Origin of the sequence: Microbispora sp. H10670 (genome assembly GCF_014161385.1) — a bacterium.
GTDB classification, from domain to species: Bacteria; Actinomycetota; Actinomycetes; order Streptosporangiales; family Streptosporangiaceae; genus Microbispora; species Microbispora triticiradicis.
Window position 1 is genome coordinate 1 of the sequence record NZ_JABBWW010000004.1, and the last position, 22521, is coordinate 22521.

General features: G+C 72.5%; 20 protein-coding genes. 5 read left to right on the top strand and 15 right to left on the bottom strand.

Annotated features, from left to right (window positions below):
• Positions 1 to 365 precede the first annotated feature (365 nt).
• Positions 366 to 1529: an acyl-CoA dehydrogenase family protein gene (locus tag HHX33_RS07380; RefSeq protein WP_111698244.1), complete on the bottom strand. Its 1164-nt coding sequence runs from the start codon at positions 1527 to 1529 to the stop codon at positions 366 to 368.
• A gap of 233 nt (positions 1530 to 1762) precedes the next feature.
• Here HHX33_RS07380 and HHX33_RS07385 point away from each other — a divergent pair, with 233 nt between their 5' ends.
• Complete coding sequence (locus HHX33_RS07385; RefSeq protein WP_182873958.1) at positions 1763 to 3076, top strand: UDP-glucose dehydrogenase family protein; 1314 nt, start codon at positions 1763 to 1765, stop codon at positions 3074 to 3076.
• Positions 3077 to 3132: 56 nt separating this feature from the next.
• On the opposite strand, the gene purE is transcribed toward HHX33_RS07385, so the two are convergent.
• The 3 genes from purE to HHX33_RS07400 form a co-directional block, all read right to left on the bottom strand.
• A complete protein-coding gene (purE, locus tag HHX33_RS07390; protein ID WP_182873959.1) occupies positions 3133 to 3660 on the bottom strand; it encodes a 5-(carboxyamino)imidazole ribonucleotide mutase in 528 nt (175 codons plus the stop codon).
• Positions 3653 to 4798, bottom strand: a complete 1146-nt coding sequence (locus HHX33_RS07395) for a 5-(carboxyamino)imidazole ribonucleotide synthase (protein ID WP_182873960.1) — start codon at positions 4796 to 4798, stop codon at positions 3653 to 3655. The genes purE and HHX33_RS07395 overlap by 8 nt, the downstream gene beginning before the upstream one ends.
• Positions 4799 to 4940: 142 nt before the next feature.
• The gene (locus HHX33_RS07400; protein WP_182873961.1) at positions 4941 to 5912 is read right to left on the bottom strand and encodes a hypothetical protein; all 972 of its coding nucleotides are present in this window, start codon (positions 5910 to 5912) and stop codon (positions 4941 to 4943) included.
• 238 nt (positions 5913 to 6150) lie between these two features.
• Between HHX33_RS07400 and HHX33_RS07405 the strand changes: the two genes are divergently transcribed.
• Entirely contained in the window at positions 6151 to 6822 is a 672-nt protein-coding gene (locus HHX33_RS07405; protein ID WP_182873962.1) for a GtrA family protein, read from the top strand.
• A 127-nt stretch (positions 6823 to 6949) separates the two neighbouring features.
• Here the strand turns inward: HHX33_RS07405 and HHX33_RS07410 are convergent, their stop codons facing one another.
• The 8 genes from HHX33_RS07410 to HHX33_RS07445 all read right to left on the bottom strand — a co-directional run bounded on the left by HHX33_RS07410 (position 6950) and on the right by HHX33_RS07445 (position 13849).
• Positions 6950 to 8218 carry a HAMP domain-containing histidine kinase gene (locus HHX33_RS07410; protein WP_182873963.1) on the bottom strand — a complete coding sequence of 423 codons (1269 nt, stop codon included), beginning with the start codon at positions 8216 to 8218 and terminating at the stop codon, positions 6950 to 6952.
• A 36-nt stretch (positions 8219 to 8254) separates the two neighbouring features.
• Positions 8255 to 8923, bottom strand: coding sequence for a response regulator transcription factor (locus HHX33_RS07415; protein ID WP_030451323.1), 669 nt, complete (start codon positions 8921 to 8923; stop codon positions 8255 to 8257).
• 274 nt (positions 8924 to 9197) lie between these two features.
• The gene (bfr, locus tag HHX33_RS07420) at positions 9198 to 9680 is read right to left on the bottom strand and encodes a bacterioferritin (protein ID WP_111698256.1); all 483 of its coding nucleotides are present in this window, start codon (positions 9678 to 9680) and stop codon (positions 9198 to 9200) included.
• 13 nt (positions 9681 to 9693) lie between these two features.
• Positions 9694 to 9873, bottom strand: coding sequence for a (2Fe-2S)-binding protein (locus HHX33_RS07425; protein WP_111698258.1), 180 nt, complete (start codon positions 9871 to 9873; stop codon positions 9694 to 9696).
• 171 nt (positions 9874 to 10044) lie between these two features.
• Positions 10045 to 11130, bottom strand: a complete 1086-nt coding sequence (locus HHX33_RS07430; RefSeq protein WP_111698454.1) for an S-(hydroxymethyl)mycothiol dehydrogenase — start codon at positions 11128 to 11130, stop codon at positions 10045 to 10047.
• A gap of 10 nt (positions 11131 to 11140) precedes the next feature.
• The gene (locus HHX33_RS07435; RefSeq protein ID WP_310741260.1) at positions 11141 to 12151 is read right to left on the bottom strand and encodes an adenylate/guanylate cyclase domain-containing protein; all 1011 of its coding nucleotides are present in this window, start codon (positions 12149 to 12151) and stop codon (positions 11141 to 11143) included.
• A gap of 251 nt (positions 12152 to 12402) precedes the next feature.
• Positions 12403 to 12915, bottom strand: coding sequence for a PH domain-containing protein (locus HHX33_RS07440; protein ID WP_182873965.1), 513 nt, complete (start codon positions 12913 to 12915; stop codon positions 12403 to 12405).
• 109 nt (positions 12916 to 13024) lie between these two features.
• Positions 13025 to 13849 (bottom strand): biotin--[acetyl-CoA-carboxylase] ligase, encoded by an 825-nt coding sequence (locus tag HHX33_RS07445; protein ID WP_182873966.1) that lies wholly within the window; start codon positions 13847 to 13849, stop codon positions 13025 to 13027.
• Positions 13850 to 14159: 310 nt separating this feature from the next.
• Between HHX33_RS07445 and HHX33_RS07450 the strand changes: the two genes are divergently transcribed.
• From HHX33_RS07450 to fdhD, 3 genes are all read left to right on the top strand, one after another.
• Complete coding sequence (locus tag HHX33_RS07450; RefSeq protein WP_182873967.1) at positions 14160 to 15458, top strand: glycosyltransferase family 4 protein; 1299 nt, start codon at positions 14160 to 14162, stop codon at positions 15456 to 15458.
• Positions 15451 to 16527 (top strand): glycosyltransferase family 9 protein, encoded by a 1077-nt coding sequence (locus HHX33_RS07455; RefSeq protein ID WP_182873968.1) that lies wholly within the window; start codon positions 15451 to 15453, stop codon positions 16525 to 16527. Before HHX33_RS07450 ends, HHX33_RS07455 begins: the two co-directional genes overlap by 8 nt.
• 62 nt (positions 16528 to 16589) lie before the next feature.
• Entirely contained in the window at positions 16590 to 17495 is a 906-nt protein-coding gene (fdhD, locus tag HHX33_RS07460) for a formate dehydrogenase accessory sulfurtransferase FdhD (protein ID WP_182873969.1), read from the top strand.
• Positions 17496 to 17591: 96 nt separating this feature from the next.
• Here fdhD and HHX33_RS07465 read toward each other — a convergent pair whose 3' ends face one another.
• The 3 genes from HHX33_RS07465 to HHX33_RS07475 form a co-directional block, all read right to left on the bottom strand.
• Positions 17592 to 20228, bottom strand: coding sequence for a phosphoenolpyruvate carboxylase (locus tag HHX33_RS07465; RefSeq protein ID WP_182873970.1), 2637 nt, complete (start codon positions 20226 to 20228; stop codon positions 17592 to 17594).
• A gap of 79 nt (positions 20229 to 20307) precedes the next feature.
• The gene (locus HHX33_RS07470; protein WP_182873971.1) at positions 20308 to 20778 is read right to left on the bottom strand and encodes a hypothetical protein; all 471 of its coding nucleotides are present in this window, start codon (positions 20776 to 20778) and stop codon (positions 20308 to 20310) included.
• Between the two features lie 110 nt (positions 20779 to 20888).
• Positions 20889 to 22445, bottom strand: a complete 1557-nt coding sequence (locus HHX33_RS07475; RefSeq protein ID WP_182873972.1) for a hypothetical protein — start codon at positions 22443 to 22445, stop codon at positions 20889 to 20891.
• Positions 22446 to 22521 lie beyond the last annotated feature (76 nt).

The window sequence follows — 22521 nt, forward strand, 5'->3', positions numbered from 1 at the left end:
TGCGATCGGCTACCACCGCATCAACGGCGAGACCAACATCGCCCGCGCCACCCGACGCGCCAACCGCCGCCCACACGACCTCATCACCGCCGTGACCAGCAGCTACCCCACAACGCAATGACCCTGGGGGGGACGCCACACGGCATTGCGCACCTGCATGGCCAGGTCGAATCCGAGCAGCGCCCAGTACCAGCCCGACGTGATGGGGGGCGGCGCGACGATCGGGAAGGCGAAGAGCTCGCCAGGCCGTAACGCGCGGTACACCCCGGCGAACAGCGGGGGCCGTCGACTTCGCCGAGTCGTGCCGTTATAGGTAACAGACCCGCCTACTCAAGAGAGGAGACGGGGTTTTCGCTGCTCAGGGGTTACTTGAGGAGCTGGCGGGCCATGACCATGCGCTGGATCTGGTTGGTGCCCTCGTAGATCTGGGTGATCTTGGCGTCGCGCATCATGCGCTCGACGGGGAAGTCGCGGGTGTAGCCGTACCCGCCGAGGAGCTGGACGGCGTCGGTGGTGATCTCCATGGCGGCGTCGGAGGCGGCGCACTTGGCGGCGCTGGAGAAGAACGTGAGGTCCTTGACCGGCGTGCCGTTCATGGCCAGTTCCGACTTGGCCGCGGCGGCGTAGGTGAGCTGGCGGGCGGCCTCCAGCTTCATCGCCATGTCGGCGACCATGAACTGCAGGCCCTGGAAGTCGGCGATCCGCTTGCCGAACTGCTTGCGCTCCTTGACGTACCCGATCGCGTGGTCCAGCGCGCCCTGGGCGATGCCGAGCGCCTGCGCGGCGATGGTGATGCGGGTGTGGTCCAGGGTGGCGAGGGCGGTCTTGAAGCCGGTGCCCGGCTCGCCGATCATCCGGGACTCGGGGATCCGCACGTTCTCCAGGATGACCTGGCGGGTGGGCGAGCCCTTGATGCCCAGCTTCTTCTCCTTCGGCCCGAACGAGACGCCCTCGTCGTCCTTCTCGACCACGAACGCGGAGATGCCGCGGGCGCCGGCCGACGGGTGGGTCACGGCCATGACCGTGTAGTACTCCGACACGCCCGCATTGGTGATCCACATCTTGGTGCCGTTGAGCACGTAGTGGTCGCCGTCGCGCTCGGCCCTGGTCTTCATCGCGGCGGCGTCGGAGCCGGCCTCCGGCTCCGACAGGGCGTAGGAGAACATCGCCTCCCCGGCCGCGACCGGCCGCAGGTAGCGTTGCTTGAGGTCCTCGGACGCCGACAGCAGCAGCGGCACGGTGCCCAGCTTGTTGACGGCAGGGATCAGGGAGGACGAGGCGCAGGCGCGGGCGACCTCCTCGATCACGATCACGGTGGCCAGGGCGTCGGCCCCCGCGCCGCCGTACGCCTCGGGGATGTGCACGGCCTGCAGGTCGGCCGCGACGAGGTCCTTGTAGACCTCCCAGGGGAACTCCTCGTTCTCGTCCGCCGCCGCGGCTCGCGGGGCGATCTTCTCGTCGGCGAGGGCCCGGACGGTCTCCCGGAGCATCTCGTGCTCCTCGGCGGGGGCGTAGAGAGGGAAGCTCATGACGCCGATACTAGGACGTCCGACTGGAAAGTTACCAGTCGGTACAACAGCCTTCCTGACAGAGTGATCTGACAGGGGCCGTAATGCCCGAAGCGCCCGGGACGCATCGACCACCTGGGCATTTGGCCGTACCGTTGGGGCCAAGGCCGCGGTTTGCCCAGGTGGCTGCTCGGGCAGATGACAGGGCCGGTACCATGCCAGATCACGAAGAGTCGGCAAGAGGGGAGCCTGCCGTGCCGTACCGCCTCACCGTGCTGGGGACCGGCTACCTGGGTGCCACGCACGCGGCCTGCATGGCGGAGCTGGGCTTCGAGGTGCTCGGTCTGGACGTGGACGAGAGCAAGATCGAACGACTGCGGCGCGGCGAGCTGCCGATCCACGAGCCCGGGCTCGAGGAGGTCCTGCGCCGCAACCTCGACTCGGGCAGGCTGCGCTTCACCACCTCCTACGAGGAGGTCGCGAAGTTCGGCGACGTCCACTTCGTCTGCGTGGGCACGCCGCAGAAGAAGGGCGAGCGCGCCGCCGACGTCTCCTATCTCGACGCGGTCGTCGAGTCGCTGGCCCCCCACCTGGACCGCGAGTGCCTGGTCGTGGGCAAGTCGACGGTCCCCGTCGGCACCGCCGAGCGCCTGGCCGAGAAGCTCGTACGGCTCGCGCCCGCCGGCACACAGGCCGAGCTGGCCTGGAACCCGGAGTTCCTGCGCGAGGGCTTCGCCGTGCAGGACACCCTCAAGCCGGACCGGATCGTGCTCGGAGTGACCTCCGAACGGGCCGAGAAGATCCTGCGGGACGTCTACGCCCCGCTCGGCGAGGTGCCGATCGTGGTGACCGACTTCCCCACGGCCGAACTGGTCAAGTCGGCCGCGAACGCGTTCCTGGCCACCAAGATCTCGTTCATCAACGCGATGGCGGAGGTCTGCGAGGCCGCCGGCGGCGACGTCACGCAGTTGTCGGCGGCCTTGTCGTACGACGACCGGATCGGCGGCAGGTACCTCAACCCCGGCCTCGGTTTCGGCGGCGGATGCCTGCCCAAGGACATCAGGGCGTTCACCGCCCGGGCGGACGAACTGGGCGCCGGCCACGCGCTCGCCTTCCTGCGGGAGGTCGACGAGATCAACCTGCGGCGCCGCGCCCGGATGGTCGGCCTCGCCGCTGAGGTCCTCGGCGGCTCGTTCGACGGCCGGAGGGTGGCGGTGCTGGGCGCGGCCTTCAAGCCCGACTCCGACGACATCCGCGACTCGCCCGCCCTGTACGTCGCGGTGAAGATCGCCGAGCAGGGCGGGCTGGTGACGCTCTACGACCCCGCGGCCCTGGCCAACGCGCGGGCCGCCCATCCCCACCTCGGGTACGCCGGGTCGGCCCTGGAGGCCGCGAGCGGAGCCGAGGCCGTGCTGCTGCTCACCGAGTGGCGGGAGTTCGTCGCGCTCGACCCCGAGGACCTGGGGGCGGTCGTCGCCGCCCGGGTCATCGTCGACGGCCGCAACGCCCTCGACGCGGAGACGTGGCGGGGCGCGGGCTGGGACTACCGGGCGCTCGGCCGCCCCTGATCAGGCTCCCCGTACAGGGTCAGACTCCCCGTACAGGGTCAGACTCTCCGTGTGGGTCAGGCTCCCTGTGTGGGGTCGGACTCTCCGTGAAGGGCCGCGGCCTCGGCGCGGAGGCGCTCGCCCTTGGCGTGCGCCTGGTCGCGCAGGGCGACCTGGAAGTCCTCCATCCGCCGCCGCAGTCCCTCGTCGGCCGCGGCCAGGATCCGTACGGCGAGCAGTCCCGCGTTCCGGGCGCCGCCGACGGCGACGGTCGCCACGGGCACCCCGGCCGGCATCTGGACGATCGACAGCAGCGAGTCCATCCCGTCGAGATACTTGAGCGGCACCGGGACCCCGATCACCGGCAGCGGGGTGACGGAGGCCAGCATCCCCGGCAGGTGGGCGGCGCCGCCCGCCCCGGCGATGATCACCTTCAGTCCGCGCCCGGCCGCGCGGGAGCCGTACTCGATCATCTCGGCCGGCATCCGGTGCGCGGAGACCACGTCGGCCTCGAAGGACACGCCGAACTCGGCGACCGCCTCGGCGGCCAGGCGCATCACCGGCCAGTCCGAGTCGCTCCCCATGACGATCCCGACGTCAGGCATCCACGGGTCCTCTCAGGCAGGTGACGGCGTGGTGGGCGCGGGCCCGCACCTCGTCGAGGTCGGTGCCGAGGGCCGTGACGTGCCCGATCTTGCGGCCGGGCCGCACGTCCTTGCCATAGAAATGGATCTTGATGCCCGGGTCGTTGGCCAGCACGTGCTCATACCGGGAGTACACGTCCGGGTCGGGCCCCCCGAGCAGGTTGGCCATGACGACGACCGGCGCGGTCATCGACGGCGACCCGAGCGGCAGGTTCAGCACGGCCCGCAGGTGCTGCTCGAACTGGGACGTACGCGCGCCCTCGATCGTCCAGTGGCCGCTGTTGTGGGGGCGCATGGCCAGCTCGTTGACCACGAGGCCGGTCTTCGTGACGAACATCTCGACCGCGAGGAGCCCGGTCACGCCGAGGTCGCGCGCGATGGTGAGCGCGACGCGCTGGGCGTACGCCGCCTCCTCCTCGCCGAGACCCGGCGCGGGGGCGATGACCTCGACGCAGATCCCGTCCTGCTGGACCGTCTCCACGACGGGGTAGCTGACGCCCTGGCCGTGCGGCGACCGGGCGACCAGCACGGCGATCTCCCGCTCGAACGGAACGAACGCCTCGGCCATCAGGTCCACGCCGGTGCCGAGCGCCGCTCGCGCCTCTTCCGGAGACGAGCAGACCCACACGCCCCGGCCGTCGTACCCGCCGCGGACCGCCTTCAGCACCACCGGCCAGCCGTGCTCCGCGGCGAACGCCTCGACGCCGGCCAGGTCGTCGACGCGGGCCCAGGCGGGACAGGGCGCGCCGATCGCGGTGAGCCGCTCGCGCATCACCGCCTTGTCCTGCGCGTGGACGAGCGCGTCGGCGCCGGGGTGTACGGCGTGCCCGTCGGCGGCCAGGGCCCGGATGTGCCCGGTCGGCACGTGCTCGTGGTCGAAGGTGACGGCGTCGCACCCCTTGGCGAACTCCCGCAGGTCCGCGAGGTCGCGGTAGTCGCCCAGGTGGGTGTCCACGATGACCTTGGCGGCGCTCTCGTCGCGGGCGTTCGCCAGCACGCGCAACTCGATGCCGAGCGCGATCGCGGCCTGCTGGGTCATCCGGGCGAGCTGACCCGCGCCGACCATGCCTACGACGGGGCCCGCAACAGGGTCTGCCACGGGCCGGGAAGGGGAATCCTTCGGGCTGTTCACGACAGGTCAGCCTACCTATTGCCCGCGCGTAAGCCCGCCACGGCCCAGGCGTCAGCCCGCCCGATCATCCCGCCCGATTTTTCAGTCCGCGCCGTCACGGCCCGCTCCGTCAGCCGGAGCCCTCGGTGATGTCGGCCAGGACCCGTCGCATGCCCACGGTCCTCATCCTGTTGTCCCCGGCCACCCTGGTGGCGAGCAGCACGATCTCCGCACCCGTCACGGTCTTCGGCGCGCCGCCGGTGAAGGCGCGCACGTCGGACGCACCGTATCGCCGATGGGCGAGGGAGGAGCGCCCCGGGCCGGGCTTCTGGGTGAAGACGAGGCGCAGCGCGTGGAACACCAGGGCCCCGCCGTCCGGCAGGGCCAGCGCGCGGGCCGGCCCCTCGATGCGTACGTCGGTGGACAGGCGGTCGGGACGGACCCTGCCGGGAGCCCGGACCAGTTCGCCGAGCAGGTCGCGCATGGGGTCGCCGGAGACGAAGCGGACCCCGCTCACCCCCGCGGGATCGGTCAGGAAGGCGACATGCCGGGTGGACACGAGCCGAGCCCCGACCCAGGCGGCGTCCACGATCTCGCCCTCCGCCTCGGGCGCGTCGCCCGCGAGCGGGATCGGCCCGGCGCCGAGCCGCCACGCGCCGTCCGTGCGGACAAAGACGAAGTAGGCCGGGGTGGGCTTGCGGGCCAGGACGGCGAACCAGGGGTCGTCCTCGCCGTCCTCATGCGCGGGGATCAGGAACTCCGGATCCCCGTACGTGCCGAGGCCGGGCGCGGAGCGATCCTTTCGGCCCGCCGCGCAGACACGGCTCCCGATCGTCTTCTCCGCCCACGTCGTGAACCGCTCGATCCCGGCGCAGTCGCCGTCCTTCCAGGCCGCGGCGAGCTCGCCGAGCCCGCCGAAGGCCGCCTCGGCGTCGGCCCGGGCGATCTCGACCGCCGCCGGGGAGGTCTCCCCGGGATCGGCCGGGGTCTGCCGGGCGCCCTCGGTTCCGCACCCTGCGAGCAGGATCGCGAGCAGGGCCGCAGGCAGGAGGCGGCGGCGGACGCGGCTCGGCAGCCGAGCCCCGAAGGTACGACGAACCACGTTGAAGGCCCCCTTTCCACAACGGCACGCCCCGCGCGAAGTGATCCAGTGGGGCGAGAGCGTAGTGCGAAGAGTGCCGTCAAATACCAGATGACGGGATTTTCCATGAAATGTTCTTCGGCGACCTGCGGCGGAGCGGGGAGAGGTTGTGCTACTACCCTTGTTTGTGCCACCGGCGGGTAGCCTGAGAGGACCTCGCCGCCGACCAGGCCGCAGATCAGGAAGGACCGAGCGGGACGTGCAGTTTCTACGACGCGCCTACGAGCGGTTCGCCACGCTCATCCATGAGTTGATCAAGTTCGGAGCGGTGGGCGCGATCGCGTTCGTCATCGACTTCTTCGGCGCCAACCTGCTGACCTTCGGCCTCGACGTCGGCCCGATGAAATCCAAGGTCATCTCCACGGTCGTCGCCACCACCTTCGCCTACGCGGGCAACCGCTTCTGGACCTACCGGCATCGCCAGCAGAGCGGCCTGAGGCGGGAGTACATCCTCTTCTTCCTGCTCAACGGCATCGCGCTGATCCCCCCGATGATCACCATCGGATTCCGGACCTACACGCTCGGCATGCACGACCTGCTGAGCTACAACGTCGCCCAGATCATCGGCGTGGTCATCGGCACGTTGTTCCGCTTCTGGTCGTACAAGAAGTGGGTGTTCCTCGCGGTCCCGGAGCCGGTCGAGAGCGAAGGGCCCGCCGTGGGCGCCGGGGCGCTGGTCGCATCCGGCATGAAGGCCGACTCTCAGAAGACCGGCCCCCAGAAGACCGCAGCCGAGAAGACCGGCCCTCTGAAGGCCGGCCCGCAGAAGACCGGAGCGAAGACCGGCAGGAAGGCCCGGGCGAAGGCGGGAGCGAGGGCGGCCGTCAAGGCGGACGTCCCGGCGCAGCCCGACCCGATCACCGCCCGCTGACCGGTCTCCTCTTCTCCGGCTCGACCCGCCGCACTTCGGCCTGCCGGGTCTGCCGTCCTCGGCTTCACGCCGCTCCGGCTCAGCGCGCGTCCCGGGACCGCCCCGCGCTCCAGGCGTACGGACGCGGTCAGGCCGGGCCGGAGACCACGCGGCGACGGTCGTTGTCGCGGTCGTGACGCAGGAAGATGGCGAAGGTCGCCGGGCGGCGCTTGACGAGTTCCAGCCGGCCGCCGTCCGCGGCGACGAGGGCGCGGGCGAGGGTCAGCCCCAGGCCGGTGCCACCACCGCCGCTCACGTTCCGCTCGAAGACGCGCTGGCCGAGGGCCTCGGGGATGCCCGGACCCTCGTCGCCCACCTCGATCACCACGGACTTGCCCGTACTCGACGTGTTGATCGTCAGCACGCCGTCGCCGTGCTTCAGGGAGTTCTCCAGCAGGGTGGCCAGCACCTGGCTGAGGCCGCCCGTCGTGCCGAGGGCGTGCAGGCCGCGGTCCCCCGCCAGCACCAGCGACCGATGGGCCCGGCGGAACGCGGGCTCCCACTCGACGATCTGCTGGCCCACCACGTCGTCCACGTCGAGCGGCCCGGCCTGGGCGTGGCGCTGCCTGCGGGCCGCGGCCAGCAACTCGTCGATGACCGCCGTCAGCCGCTCGACCTGCACGATGGCGGCCTCGACCTCCTCGCGGACCACCTCGGGCTGCCCGGCCGCGGCGACGATCTCCTCCAGGCGCATGGTCAGCCCGGTCAGCGGCGTACGCAGCTGGTGGGAGGCGTCGGTGGCGAACTCGCGCTCGCGGGCGAGCAGGTCGGAGATCCGCAGCGCGCTGCGGTCCAGCACCTCCGCCACGAGGTCGAGCTCCGGAACGCCGTAGCGGTGCCGGCTGGGCCTCGCGTCGCCCGAGCCGAGCCGCTCCGCGATCCTGGTGAGATCTTGGAGCGGCAGGCTCAGGCGGCGCGAGGTCACGGTGGCCAGGGCGATCGCGGCGCCGAGCGCAGCGATCGCGAGCGCGATGATCAGCACCAGCCGCGCCCGGGTCTCCCGCTGGATCTGGGCCGAGTCGCGGCTGACACGCACGTAACCGTTCTCGGAGCGAGCCTCCTCGGTCAGGTCACGGGCCTCCGGCGGAGGCGTGCCGACGATGATCGGCGGGTTCCCGCGGACGTACACCTGGAGGTATCTGTCCGGGTAGTTCCGTGCGAGTTGCTCCGGACTGATCGGCTGCTGCTGGCTGACGGAATACTCCACCCCGATCAGCAGCCGGTTCGCCTCCGCATGCAGCTCCTGGGCGGCCTCGTCGTTGATCAACCGTACGACGACCACGCCCAGGGGCACGCCTAACAGCAGGACCGCGATCACCGCGACGAGCAGCATGGAGGCAAGCAGGCGCCGGCGCATGCGGCTAGCTCCTCCCCCGAAACCGCCCCACGGCCGCTACTCGCGCTCGAAGCGGAAGCCGACCCCACGAACGGTGGTGATGTAGCGCGGCTTGGCCGCGTCGTCGCCCAGCTTCCGGCGCAGCCAGGAGATGTGCATGTCCAGTGTCTTGGTCGAACCCCACCAGTTGGTGTCCCACACCTCGCGCATGATCTGCTCGCGGGTGACGACCTTGCCGGCGTCCCGTACGAGCACGCGCAGCAGGTCGAACTCCTTGGTGGTGAGATGCAGCTCCTTGTCCCCCATCCAGGCCCGGCGGGAGTCGGCGTCGATGCGGACGCCCTGCACCACCGGGGTCTCCGACGTTCCGCGCCGGAGCAGCGCCCGCACGCGGGCGAGCAACTCCGCCAGCCGGAACGGCTTGGTCACGTAATCGTCGGCCCCCGCGTCGAGGCCGACGACGGTGTCGACTTCGTCGACACGTGCGGTGAGGATCAGGACCGGAGTCCCGTGTCCCTCCGCGCGAATGCGGCGCGCGACCTCCAGCCCGTCCATTTCCGGCAGGCCGAGGTCGAGAACAATCAGGTCGACGCCCCCCGACAAGGCCCTCTCCAGGGCCTGCGGGCCATCCGGGCTCACCTCCACCTGATAGCCCTCCCGGCGCAGTGCGCGCGCCAGTGGCTCGGATATCGAGGTGTCATCCTCGGCGAGAAGTACGCAGGTCATGGTGCGATCGTAGGACCTTAAGCGATCGTTTCCCGGCTACAGCTCGCAGTTTGACTTGTCGTTGACTCATCAATTGACCTGGGCAAACACTGATAAATCCGGGATAGTCAGTACGGAAGGGCCGTGATCTTTCATGGCATTCTCCGCCAATTCGAACAGCCTCGGATCAAGGCGGATAACGACATGAAAAACGCCCGCCGAACCGATGTCGACGGGCGTTGTCCATCTGAATTCGCGAGTTTCGGCCGAGTCGCCGGCCGGGCTTCGGGCGGCCTCAGGCGGGTGACGGCGGCTCCGCGTACCGCTGGAGGTAGAGCTGCTCGCCCAGACTCTCCAGGAGGCCGAGCTCGGTCTCCAGGTAGTCGATGTGGTGCTCCTCGTCGGCGAGGATCCGCTCGAACAACGTGGCGGAGGTGATGTCCCCCCGCTCCCGCATGAGGGCGATCCCCGGCCGCAGCCGCTTGACCACCTCCACCTCAAGCTCCAGGTCGGCCTGGAGCTGCTCCCTCACGGTCTGGCCGATGTGGAGGGTGTTGAGCTTCTGGTAGTTCGGCAGGCCCTCTAAGAAGAGGATCCGGTCGGTGAGCTCCTCCGCGTGCCGCATCTCGTCTATCGACTCCGCCCTCGTCAGGGCGGCGAGCTTGGTGTATCCCCAGTTCTCCTGCAGCTTGGCGTGCAGGAAGTATTGGTTGATGGCGGTGAGCTCGGAGGTGAGCTGCTCGTTGAGCAGCGCGATGATCTCCTTGTCGCCCTGCATCGCGTACCTCGATCTATGCGCTGGTGACCAGGTCGTCTGACCGTTTCAGGATGGCACAGATCTTCCGGACGCATGACGCGCAGTCCCCCCCTGCGCCGGTGGCGTCCCGCACCTGACGCGCCGTCCGCGCCCCGGCGGCGATGCAGTCGTGCACCTCGTTCTCGGTGACCGCGCGGCAGATGCACACGTACATGGGTCGCCCTCTCAGGGATCATCAGCAAGGTAAGGCATACCTAACATAACCCACTTTGGTAAGGCTTGCCTACGTGATCCAGCGCACAGAAAGGGGCGGCGACCGGCGAACCCACGAACCCGGGAGCCGGAACGCCGCCCCTGTCGCCGAGGCGGGCGTCGTCCGAAGAGGTCAGAGCACCACGACGGAGCGCAGCACCTCCCCGCGGTGCATCTTGCCGAACGCCTCCTCGACCTGGTCGAGGGCGATGGTCTCGGAGACGAACCCGTCGAGGTCGAGCCGTCCCTGCAGGTAGAGATCGATCAGCATCGGGAAGTCGCGGCTGGGCAGGCAGTCGCCGTACCAGGAGGACTTGAGCGCGCCGCCACGGCCGAACACGTCGAGCAGGGGGAGTTCGAGGGTCATCTCGGGCGTCGGCACGCCGACGAGCACGACGGTCCCGGCCAGGTCGCGGGCGTAGAAGGCCTGCTTGTAGGTCTCCGGGCGGCCCACCGCCTCGATCACCACGTCGGCGCCGAAACCACCGGTCAGGTCGCGGATCGCCGCCACGGCGTCGGCCTCCCGCGAGTTCACCGTGTGGGTGGCGCCGAAGCGGCGGGCCCAGTCGAGCTTGCGGTCGTCGACGTCCACCGCGATGATCGTGCGCGCCCCGGCGAGGTTCGACCCGAGGATCGCCGCGTTGCCCACGCCGCCGCAGCCGATCACCGCCACCGAGTCGCCGCGCGTGACGCCCCCGGTGTTGATCGCGGCGCCGAGGCCCGCCATCACGCCGCAGCCGAGGAGACCGGCGACGGCCGGGGCGGCCGCCTGGTCGACCTTCGTGCACTGGCCCGCGGCCACCAGGGTCTTCTCCGCGAACGCCCCGATGCCGAGCGCCGGGCTGAGCACGGTGCCGTCGGCCAGGCTCATCTTCTGGACGGCGTTGTGGGTGTTGAAGCAGTACCACGGCCGACCCCGCAGGCACGCCCGGCACTGCCCGCAGACCGCCCGCCAGTTGAGGATGACGTAGTCGCCGGGCGCGACCTCGGTCACGCCCTCGCCGACCGCCTCGACGACGCCCGCGGCCTCGTGGCCCAGCAGGAACGGGAACTCGTCGTTGATGCCGCCCTCGCGGTAGTGGAGATCGGTGTGGCAGACGCCGCAGGCCTGCACGTTCACGACCGCCTCGCCGGGCCCCGGGTCCGGGACGACGACCGTCTCCAGTGTCACCGCCTCTCCCTTGCCCCGTGCCACCACGCCCTGGACTTCGTACGGCATGCCCCGCACCTCAACTCTCTCTGCTGGATCTCCTCAGAACATACGGCTCCACGACGCCGAGCCCGCGTGCGGGGCGGCGGCGCAGTTTCACGAGATCGACACCGGCCGCACCGGTGAGCGCGGCCGCCATCTCGCTGTCGGCGAGGATCGTGCCCGGCCGGGCGATGGCGGTGAGCCTCGCCGCCAGGTTCACCGTCGTGCCGAAGACGTCGCCCATCGCGGGCAGCACCGGGCCGTACGCCACCCCGACCCGCACGTCCGGCCCCTCGGCGTCCCGCTTGAGCTCGTCGAGCAGGTCGAGCGCGATCAGGGCCGCGGTGCGCGGGCCCGGGGCCGTGAAGAGCACCTCGTCGCCGAGCGTCTTCACCAGCCGCCCGTCGTGGGCGGCGATCACGTCGGAGGCCCGCGACTCGAACCCCTCGACCAGGTCGGCCAGCGCCAGCTCGTCCAGCTCCCGGGACACCCGGGTGAAGGCGACGAGGTCGGCGAACCCGACCGCGAGCCTCGGGCGGGTCGGGGAGGCGTCCCCGCCCGGCTCGCCGGGCTCGGCGAGACTGACCAGCCGGCTCGCGGTCGCGGCGAGCTGCGAGCGCCAGACGTGCACCAGCGTCCGCTCGAAGTCGGGCAGCAGGCGGCTGACCGTGTCCATCACCTGCCGGAGTCGCTCCTCGCCCGGCCGCGCCCCGGGCTCGATCAGCGCGTCCACCATGATCTCGGCCTGCCACTGCGCGAGCCGCGCGGTGTTGCGGCCGAGCGCGCGGGCCATCCGGATCACGGACCGCTCGTCGAGCATCTCCGCGTCCAGCAGGTCGCGGATGCGGTGCAGGGCCTCCAGGTCGGCGTCCGTGAACGCCACCGCGTCGTCGGCGAACGTCGCGAAGCCCAGAGCCCGCCAGATCCGGGCGGCGAGGTCCTGCGGGATCCCCGCCGCGTCGGCGACCTGCCGCCGCGTGTACACCGGCGGCGGCCCCAGGAACAGCCGCCGCATGTCGTCGGCGCCGGGCCGCCCGCTTGTCTCCACGTCTCCCTCCCCCGTACGGCACGTGGTCCGCACCGCTTCAGGTCGTGCCTGACGAATCATGCCCTGCTACGCGTGGCCCAGGCGGCGCCTCGCTGCGTTGTCGCCCCACCCACGAAGCTTCCTCGCAGGCTCGGAATCTCCGCGGGGCCCGGAGTCGTCGCCCGTAGCCTCCGGCTACGAGCTCCTCCTCCGCCTTGCGATGCATCCACCTGGATCCCCGCTCGCGACGGACAGCATTCGTCAGACACTCCCTAGTCCCCGTCGATGTTCCCGTCGGCGGCGTCCTCCACCAGCCGGAACAGCTCGTGCCGTACGCGCTGGATCTGGGGGATGTCCCGGTAGTCGATGTCGCCCTTCTCCGAGGCCGACTCGACCCGGAGCGTGCCACAGCCCAGGATGCGCTCCACGAACCGCTGGTCGGAGCTCACGCTGCTGACCTTGGCCAGCGGGATGTCGTCCTCCGACTTGTTCAGCACTCCGGTGCTGATGGCGAAGCGGTGCGAGGTCAGCGTGTAGGAGGTCGTCACCCAGCGCAGGTAGGGGACGAGCGTCCACAGGACCAGCGCCACGAAGGCGACCACGGCCACCGCGCCGCGGACGAGCCCCGCGTACTCGTAGTCGCCGGGAATGAGGATGAAGGCCGCGACGGCGGCGGCGAGGACGACGACGAAGGCGAGAACCGGCAGGATGAGCCGCTTCCAGTGCGGATGGAACGATAGAACGACCCGCTCGCCTTCGGCCAGATAGTGATCCGGGAGACCCATGGCGCAAATCGTGACACGATCCCGGGTCGTTCGCATGCGTTCGCCAGGCTAGTGCCGCGACTCCCGAGAATTGCCCGGGCGGCGGGGGCGAAGATCGGCGGGAGGGGCACTAGGAAGATCCGGGCCTGACGTGGACGACGTCGCCGGCGCTGAGGGAGTGCTCCCCGTCCTCGCCGCGGACGAGCAGGTGGCCCGCGGGGTCGATGCCGGCGGCCCGGCCGGTGATCACCCGCTCGCCGGGCAGTTCGACCCGCACGTCCTGGCCCACGGTCGCCGACCAGGCGAGATAGGCCGCGCGCAGGCCCGAGGCGTCCGGGTCGCCGTCCGCCGCCACCCAGTCGCGGTAGTGCGACTCGACCTCCCGCAGGATCGCGCGCAGCAGCGGGTCGCGGTCGGTGCAGGCGGCGTTCTCCACCGCGAGGGACGTGGCCCGTTCGACGGGCAGTTCCTCCTGGCGCAGCGAGACGTTGAGGCCCATGCCGATGACGATCACCTGGTCCACCCGCTCGGCCAGGATGCCGGCCAGCTTGCGCTCCCCGATCATGAGGTCGTTGGGCCACTTGAGCCGTACGTCCAGCTCGGCGATCCGCCGTACGGCCGAGGCGGCGGCGAGGCCCACCAGCAGGGCCAGCCAGCCCTGCCGGGCGAGCGGCACCTCCGGCCGCAGCAGCATCGAGAAGGTCAGCCCCGAACGCGGCGGCGCGCTCCAGGGGCGGCCGAGCCGTCCACGGCCCGCGAACTGCGCCTCCGCGACCAGCACGGCACCCTCGCCGGGGGTGTCCCGCACGGTCTTGGCGAGGTCGGCGTTGGTGGAACCGGTCCGCTCGACCACGCGTACGGACGACCAGAGCGAGCCGGGGCGCACCAGCGCCCTGGTCAGCGCGGCCTCGGACAGCGGGGGCCGATCGAGGTCGGCGTACGGCGAGTCGGGCACGCGTCCAGGCTATCGGCCGGGGGGCCGCCTCCGCCTCCGGGAAGCCACATCGGCGGCCCGCGGCCCCGATCGGCCCCACCGCGGGGCGCCGGGCGGCTTCACAACGCCGCCAGGCGGCCATGGAGCGGGTTCGGGCCGGACTTTCCGCGCGGGTTCCCCAGTCCGCTCCAGCGGGGCCATGGGTGGCTGCGGGGGATGCCGCCGCGCCCGTACGGCGGACCCGGGACCCGGCCGTGACCTGCGCGTTTGGGGGTTTGCCGGGGAGAGCCGCCGGGCACCGTGACGGCACGCGCCGCCCGGGGAGGTGAGCATGGCGAGGGGGATCCGCGTGGCCGTGGTCCACGGCCCCGGGCCCGCGCACCGCGACGGCGTCGGCGACTACGTCGAGCGCCTCGTCGGCGCGCTGGGCGGGGCCGGAGTCGACGCGGTGGGGGTGCCGGTGGGCACGCCGGACACCCGCTCCCCCCGGCAGTGGCTGCCGGCGACGCTGGCGGCGGCCCGGCGGGTGCGGCGGCTGCGCCCCGACGTGGTCCACGTGCAGTTCGCCCCCTCGGCCTACCGGTTCTCCGGGCTGCCGGGACTGCTCCCGCCCCTGCTGCCGGCCGGGACGCCGCTGGTGACGACCCTGCACGAGTACGGCTGGTGGGCGGCCCCCGGATGGGTGCCGGACGCCGTCTGGTGGCCGCTGGAGCGGGCCCGCCTGTGGGACCGGGAGACCGGGCGGCTCGTGCCCGCCAGCGCCCTCGTGGTCGTGACGAACGCCGCCCACGCCCGGCAGGTCCACGGCCGCATCGGGACACCGGCGGTGGAGGTGCCGCTGGCGCCCAACGTGGTCGACCACGGCGGCGGCGCGCGGGCCCGCGCGCGGGTGCGGCGCGAACTCGGCGTACGGCCCGGCGACCCGCTGCTCGCGTTCTTCGGGTTCGTCCACCCGGTGAAGGGCGTGCGTCAGCTGGTCGAGGCCCTGCCAGCGCTCCGCAGCGGCCGTCCGGGGCTCCGCCTGCTGGTCGTGGGCGGCTTCACGTCCCAGGCGCTGCCCGAGGCGGAGGCGCGGGCCTTCCGCGCGGAACTGGAGGCGCTGGCCGCGCGGCACGGCGTGGCGGACACGGTGACGTTCACCGGGCACCTGCCCGCCTCCCGGGTGTCGGAGCTCCTGCACGCGGCCGACGCGGGCGTGCTGCCCTTCACCGCCGGGGTCACGACCAAGAGCGGCGCGCTGCTGACGATGCTGGCGCACGGCCTGCCGGTCGCGGTCACCGTGCCGGACGAGCCCGACCCGGCGCTTCCCCTCGGGGAGGCCGTCGCCGTGATCCGGGCCCGCCGCGACGCCGCCGCCGTCGCGCGTGCCGTCGGCGCGCTGCTGGACGATCCGGACCTGCGGCGGCGGATGGGCGGGGCGGCCCGGCGGCTCGCCGCCCGCCACTCCTGGCCGGAGGTGGCCACCGCTCACCGCGCCCTCTACGAGACCCTGACGGGCCCGCGCCCAGACCTCCCCCGCCGCCTCCGGACCCTGTGCGAAGCCCTGACCGGCCCGCGCGGAGATCTCTCCCACCGCCTCCGGTCCTCGTACGCAGACCCGCGCCGAGATCTCCCCGGCCACGATGGGTGAGCCGTACCGGGAGATCCTGGTCGTCGACCTCCTCGGCGGCATCGGCGACCTGATCATGGTGCTGCCCGCCGTGCACGCCCTCGCCCGCCGCAACCCCGGGGCGTCGCTGCGGGTGCTCACCCACGAGCCCGGCGCCGCCCTGCTGCGCGAGGACCCCGCCGTCACCCGGGTGCTCACCCCGCGCCACGGCGAAGCGGGCGCCGAGCGGGAGGCCGTGGCCGAGGCCCTCGCGGACCGCCGCCCGGACCTGGCCGTCACGACCACCCGCTACGACGGCATCCCCGATCTCCTCGCCGCCTCGGGCGCCCGGTGCGTCACCGATCTGTGGCGTCGCCCGCCCGCCGATGAGCTGGTCGGTGAGCGGTACCTGCGGATCCTGCTCGCCGAAGGGCTGGTGCGGCCGGACGACCTCCGTACGCGGCCGGTCGTGCGGCTGACGGCGGACGAGATCGCGGACGGCGAGAGCACGGTCGGGCGGTGTCTCCCGCCCGACGCGGCCCGCCCGCCGGTCGTGCTGGTCACCGAGGCGGGCATGGACGTGAAGCGCTGGCCCGCCGCGCACTGGCGGGCACTCGCCGCGCTGCTGGCCCGCCGGGGCCATCCCCTGCTCGCGCTCCACACGCCACGTGCGCACCCGCCCACGGCCCGCGGTCCGGCGCTCGATCCTCCGTGCCCGGAGGTGGCGGTGCTGCCGCCACGCGACCTGCGGGGGCTCGCCGCGTGCTTCGCCGCGGCGGCGCGAAGGGGCGCCGTGGTCGTGGGCGGCGACACCGGCCCGCTGCGCCTCGCCGCCGCGTCCGGCGCCGCCACGGTCGGACTGTTCGGGCCGACCTGGGCCGAGAGGTACGGCGTCGCCGGAACCCGCGCGGCGGACCTTCAGGGGCTGCCGGGGTGCCCGCACCGGAGGCCGGTCGCGATCACGGAACAGCCGTGCTGGTGGACCGCCGCGTGCCCGTTGTCCCCGGCGGGCCCCGCCTGCATGGCCGACGTCTCCGTGGCGTCCGTCGCCCGCGCCGTGACCCGCCTGTGCGGCGGCACGCCCGCGCGCCACCCGGCGGGCGACGCCTGAGACAAGGCGTGGCAGGCTGCGTACGGGAAAGAGCGGCAGCCATGCCGGCAAGGAGGAAGCAGATGCGACGGGACGGCGGGGAGGGGCTGTCTGCCCGTCCGGGGCCGGTCACGCGGTTCCGCGTCCGGAGGGTGTCGGGATCGGCCGTACGCGACCGGCGGGACGATCTCGCCACCGAGGAACCACTGGAGATCCGGCTGCTGGCCGCGGGCGGCGACGCCCGTACGGTGGCGGTCACGATGCGGACGCCGGGCGCGGACTTCGAACTCGCGGCGGGGTTCCTGCACGGCGAGGGGATCGTCGGCCCCGGCGGCATCGCCGCCATCGGCTACTGCACGGACGAGGACCTGGACCCCGAGGCGCGCTACAACACCGTGACCGTGCGGCTCACCGCGTCCGAACTGCCCGACATGACCGCTGTCCAGCGGAACTTCCTGACGTCGAGCGCGTGCGGCGTCTGCGGCACGGCCAGCCTGGACGCCCTGCGCGACCGCTGTCCGGCGCCGGCCGTCCGCCCGCCGCTCGCCGTGTCCGCCACGACCCTGTACGCCCTGCCGGACCGGCTGCGCGAGGCCCAGGGGGTGTTCGGCAGGACGGGCGGGCTGCACGCCGCCGGGCTGTTCACGCCTGAGGGCGCCCCCGTGGCCGTACGGGAGGACGTGGGGCGGCACAACGCGGTCGACAAACTGGTCGGCTGGGCGCTGATGGGCGGCACGCTGCCCCTCGACCGGCACGTCCTGCTGGTCAGCGGCCGCGTCAGCTACGAGATCATGCAGAAGGCCGCGAGCGCCGGGATCCAGATCGTCTGCGCCGTCTCCGCGCCCTCCTCGCTCGCCGTCGACCTCGCCCGCGAGTTCGGCGTCACGCTCGTGGGGTTCCTGCGCGACGAGCGCTTCAACGTCTACGCCTGCCCGGAGCGGATCGACGTCGAGCGGGAGCCGGCGGTCCCGGTCCCTCCCCCGCCCTGACACGCCGTGACACCCCGCGGCCGCGGCCGAAGCCGCGGCAGGCCGACCGGCGCGCGGGCGTCCGTTTCCACCACGCCCGCACGCCGGACCGGCCGGTCAGCCGGTGTTCTGGAGGCCGGCGGCGACGCCGTTCACGCTCAGCAGCAGCAGCGTGGACAGGCGCTCGCGCTCCTCCTCCGACAGGTCGCCGGACGCCCGCAGCGCCGACAGCGCGCGCAGTTGCAGGTGGCTGAGCGCGTCCACGTACGGATCGCGGAGCTGCACGGCCCGCGAGAGGACCCGCCGGTTCTCCAGCAGGCGGTCGTGGCCGGTCACCTCCAGCACCAGCCGCCTCGTCAGGTCGTACTCCTCCAGGACCTGCTCGGGGAAGTCGCTCCGCCCGCCCAGCCCCAGATAGCGCGACGCGATGGCGCGGTCGGTCTTGGCCAGCGACATCTCCGCGTTGTCCAGCATCGCGGCGAACAGCGGCCACTCCTGGTACGCCGCGCGCAGTTCGGCCATCCCGCCGTCGGTGACCACGGCGGCCAGGCCGCTGCCCAGGCCGTACCAGCCGGGGAGGTTGACCCGGGTCTGGGCCCACGAGAAGACCCAGGGGATGGCCCGCAGGTCGTCGAGCGAGCGGGGCGCGCCGAGACCGCGCCGTGCGGGCCGTGAGCCGAGCCGCAGCGAGCCCAGCTCCTCCAGCGGACTGACCAGCGCGAACCACTCGGGGAAGCCCGGGGCCTCGGTCAGCGCGCGGTACGCGCGTTCAGAGGCCGAGGCGACGAGGTCGGCGAGCCGGCGGAACTTGGCCGCCGCCTCGGCCGTGCTCGACTCCACCGCCGAGGTGGACGCCAGCAGCACGGCGTTGGTGACCTGCTCGATGTGGCGCTTGGCGATGGCCGAGTGGCCGTACCGGGCGAAGATGACCTCACCCTGCTCGGTGACCTTGAACCGTCCGGCCACCGACCCCGGGGCCTGGGCGAGCACGGCGCGGTTGGCCGGGCCGCCGCCGCGGCCGAGCGCGCCGCCGCGGCCGTGGAAGAGCGTGAGCCGGACGTCGTTGGCCGCCGCCCACGCGGTCAGCGCCGCCTGCGCGTCGTAGAGGCGCAGGGTGGCCGCCGCCGGGCCGAGTTCCTTGGCCGAGTCGGAGTAGCCGAGCATGACCTCCATGCGCCGCCCGTTGGCGGCGAGGCGCTTACGCACCGGCTCCAGCGCGGCCATGCCCTCCAGGACCCTGGTGGAGTTGTCGAGGTCCTCGCCCGACTCGAACAGCGGAACCACGTCGAGCACCGGGGCGCGGTCGCCCAGGGCGTGCCGGGCGAGCTCGTACACGGCGGCGATGTCGTCGGCCGAGCGGGTGAACGAGACGACGTACCGGGAGCAGGCGGTCACGCCGAAGCGCTCCTGGATCCAGCCGATCACCCGGATCGTGGCCAGGACCTCCTCGGTGCGCTCGGACAGCGTGCCGGAGGCGATCTCCTGCAGCGCCGCCGCGTGGACGGCCGAGTGCTGGCGCACCTCCAGCTCAGCCAGGTGGAACCCGAACGTCTCCACCTGCCAGACGAGGTGCTGCAACTCGCCGTACGCCTGCCGTACGGCGCCCGCGCCGCGCAGGGAGTCCTGCGCGAGCCGCAGGTCGGCGAGCAGCTCCGCCGGCGCGCGGTAGGCGAGATCGAGGTCGCGGCGGCGGGTCGCGGCGATCCTGGCCGCCACGAACATCAGCCACTGGCGGTGCGGCTCCATCGGCGAGCGGGTGGCCATCTCCGACACCAGGTCGGGGTGGTCGTCCTCGGCCTGGGCGAGCGCGGCGCGCAGGTCGGCGGACGGCGGCGTGTAGGCGGCGGCCAGGGTCAGCGACCTGCCGATCCTGGTGGTGGCGTTCTCCAGCGCGATGAGCACGTGCTCGGCCTGGATCTGCATGGCCTCCCTGGTCACCTTGGCGGTGACGTTGGGGTTGCCGTCGCGGTCGCCGCCGATCCAGCTGCCGTAGCGGATGTACGCCTTGGCCTGCGGCTCCCGCGTCCCGGTGCCCGGGCCGAGCGCCGCGTCGAGCGACCGGTAGATCAGCGGCACCGTGCGGAAGAGCGTCTCGTCGAACGCCGCCATCGCGGTGCGGACCTCGTCCAGGGGGTCGAGCTTGGTGTGCCGGAGCTGGGCGGTCCGCCAGAGGAGGTCGATCTCCTCCAGCAGCCGCCGGTGGGCCTCCTCGCGCTCGGCGGCACCCCGTCCCGGCAGGTTGTACGCGTCGAGCTGCGCGCTGATCCGCTGGATGGCGGTGACGATCGCGCGCCGCCGCGCCTCGGTCGGGTGCGCGGTCAGCACCGGCCGGAACTCCAGCCCGTCGATCAGTCCCTGGAGGCGGTCGTCCCCGCGCAGCCGCTGGACGGCCTCGGCGAGCGACTCGCGCAGCGGCACGTCGTCCTTGTCGCGCTGCCGGAGCGTACGGACCCGGTAGTGCTCCTCGGCGAGGTTGGCGAGGTGGAAGTAGCAGGTGAAGGCGCGGGCGATCTGCACGGCGCGGTCGACGGGCCATTCGGCGACCAGGGCCGCGACCTCGTCGGCCGTCGTCTCCTGACGGCGCGCCGCGATCACCGCCTTCCGGAGCCGTTCCACGTCGGCGAGGAGGTCGGGGCCGCCGTGTTCGGCGATCACCTGACCCAGCAGTCCACCCAGGAGGCGCACGTCGGCGCGGAGTTCATCCGGCATCTCCGCTACGGCGTTGTGTCGTTCGGCAGGAGCGATGGCGGCCATGGTTGGAAGGCTAGCGAATGACTCTTCGCGCCCCGAGGGCGGTCTCACTTATTGGACTAGACCACTGAAAAGGGACAGATCAGATTGTCCCGAGCGCCTCGGCGGGGGTGCTGTCGCCCGCCGGGAGCCGCCTGAAGCGGAGGGTGAGGTGCTGGGCGAGCAGGCCGTGGGCCACCACGGCGGCGGCGAAGGCGACGATCAGGACGGCGATCGTCGTCAACCGGCTCTCGTCGGCCAGCAGGATCGTCTTCGCGTCGCTGAGCCCCGTCCCCGCGGCCATCATCCCGGTGACCACGGTGGTCACCCACCGGCCGGCGTGCCTGACCACCGGGCGCGCGGTCGCGGTCACCGCCGCGGGCACGGCCAGCACGACGAAGACGACGATGATCGCCAAAGTGCTCACCAGGGAGAAACCGGTCAGTCCGCCGATGGCCAGCGTGATCCCCCGCATCAGGAGGCGCGCCACCGCCCCGATGACCAGGCCGCTCAGCGCCGCCGCGGCCAGCGGCGCCCAGATCACGCGGCCCAGCCGCCTGCGGTCGTGCATCATTCATCCCCTTAGAACGGTCCAGACCGTTATAGGGACAGCCCATAACGCCCGCAACACCGCAAGGACTTCGCGACCGCTCTGTTACGTGACAGACGGGGCAGAAGACGCAGTCAGGTGGGGCGGGATACGGCGGCGAGGAGTTCGGGGAGCCGGGCGAAGCCGATGCCGGACGCGAGCCGGCGGCCCGCCCAGGCGACCGCCACGCCGTACGGCACCGCGAGCACGGCGACCCAGGTCGTGCCGAGCAGGACCGGCAGCGCGACGGGCAGCGCGAGCGCGGCGACGGCGAGCATCGTGGCGAAGGACGAGACGAACGCCTGCCCGCCCTGCCCGGGTGCGGCGCCGCTGAAGGCGTTGAGCCGGTCGGGATAGGTGTACGGGACGGTCACACTGGTGAGCGCGCCGACTCCCATGCCGACGCCGAGCACGCCCCACGCGGTGAGCGCGGCGGCGGGGGCCCAGGTGGCGTCGCCCGCCACCAGGGCGGCGGCCAGCGACGCCAGCGCCAGCAGCGGCACCGCGATGACCGCCATGGCGAGGTGCCGCCCGGCCAGGTCGGTGCGCAGGTCGCGCGGGGTGCCGAAGGCCACCGCGTTCATCCACAGCGACCTGCCGTCGATGCCGAAGGAGTTGGCCGACTGCAGCCCGATCACCAGGGCGGCCAGGCAGGCGGGGCCGATCGCGGACGTGGGGCCCGCCGAGACGCCGGGCCCGTGCAGGGAGAACATGACGACCGCGCTCACGAAGATCGCGATTATCCAGTTCACCCGGCCGCGCGGCTCCCTCCGGGCGTACTTCAGCTCCTTGGCGACGACGGCGCCGATCATGCCGCCCGGCAGGAGTCCGCCTGCCCACGACCGGCGCACCGACCCGCCGCCCTGGTTGGAGGAGTCGGGCCGCACCAGCGCGTGCCGCAGTGCGGTGATCCACAACCATCCCAGCACGACCACCGTCACCGCGACGGCGACCAGGTCGGCCACGCCGGCGAGCCCGCCGTCGGCGATCGCGTGCGCGGCCAGGCCGGGCGGCGTCCAGCGCAGGACGTCCGCCGCCGACGCCAGCATCCCCGCGGGGTCGGCCGCGAGCCTCTGGTTGAGCAGCAGGTTAGGCAACTGGGCGAACAGCACGCCGAAGACGGCGGCGACCGCGAGCACGTCGCGTCCCCGCCGGGTGCGCAGCGCGCCGGACAACGCGGTGGTCACCAGGCGGGAGACCACGATGCAGAAGGCGAACTGGAGGACCACCGCGGGCACCCCGAGCAGCACGCCGCCCGGCCCGTGGGCGAGCGCGACCACGCCGCCGGAGAGCGCGACCAGCGAGGCGATCGGCCACGGCCCGGCGACGGACGCGGCGAACAGTCCGGTCGCGAGCTGCCGGGTGGTCAGCGGGAACAGGGCCAGCCGGGCCGGGTCGAGCGTCTCGTCCAGGCCGAAGGCCATCAGCGGCACGACGATCCACCCGGCGGCGAACATCGCGAACGCCACCGGCACGACGTCGAGGGCGACGTCGTGCGGCGCGAGCCGTACGAGTGCGAACAGCCCGAACCCCGCGACCGCCATGACGACGGCGGCGAGCAGCGAGAAGACGAACCCGAGCTGCCTGGCCAGCTCGCCGCGCAGGCCCCCGCGGACGAGGCTGAGCTTCATCCGGACGAACAGCCACGTCATGACGCGCTCCCCCGTCCGACGGGCCGCGCGGTCAGGAGGCCCGCGTGCGGGGCGGTCAGGATGCCGGTGATCCGCG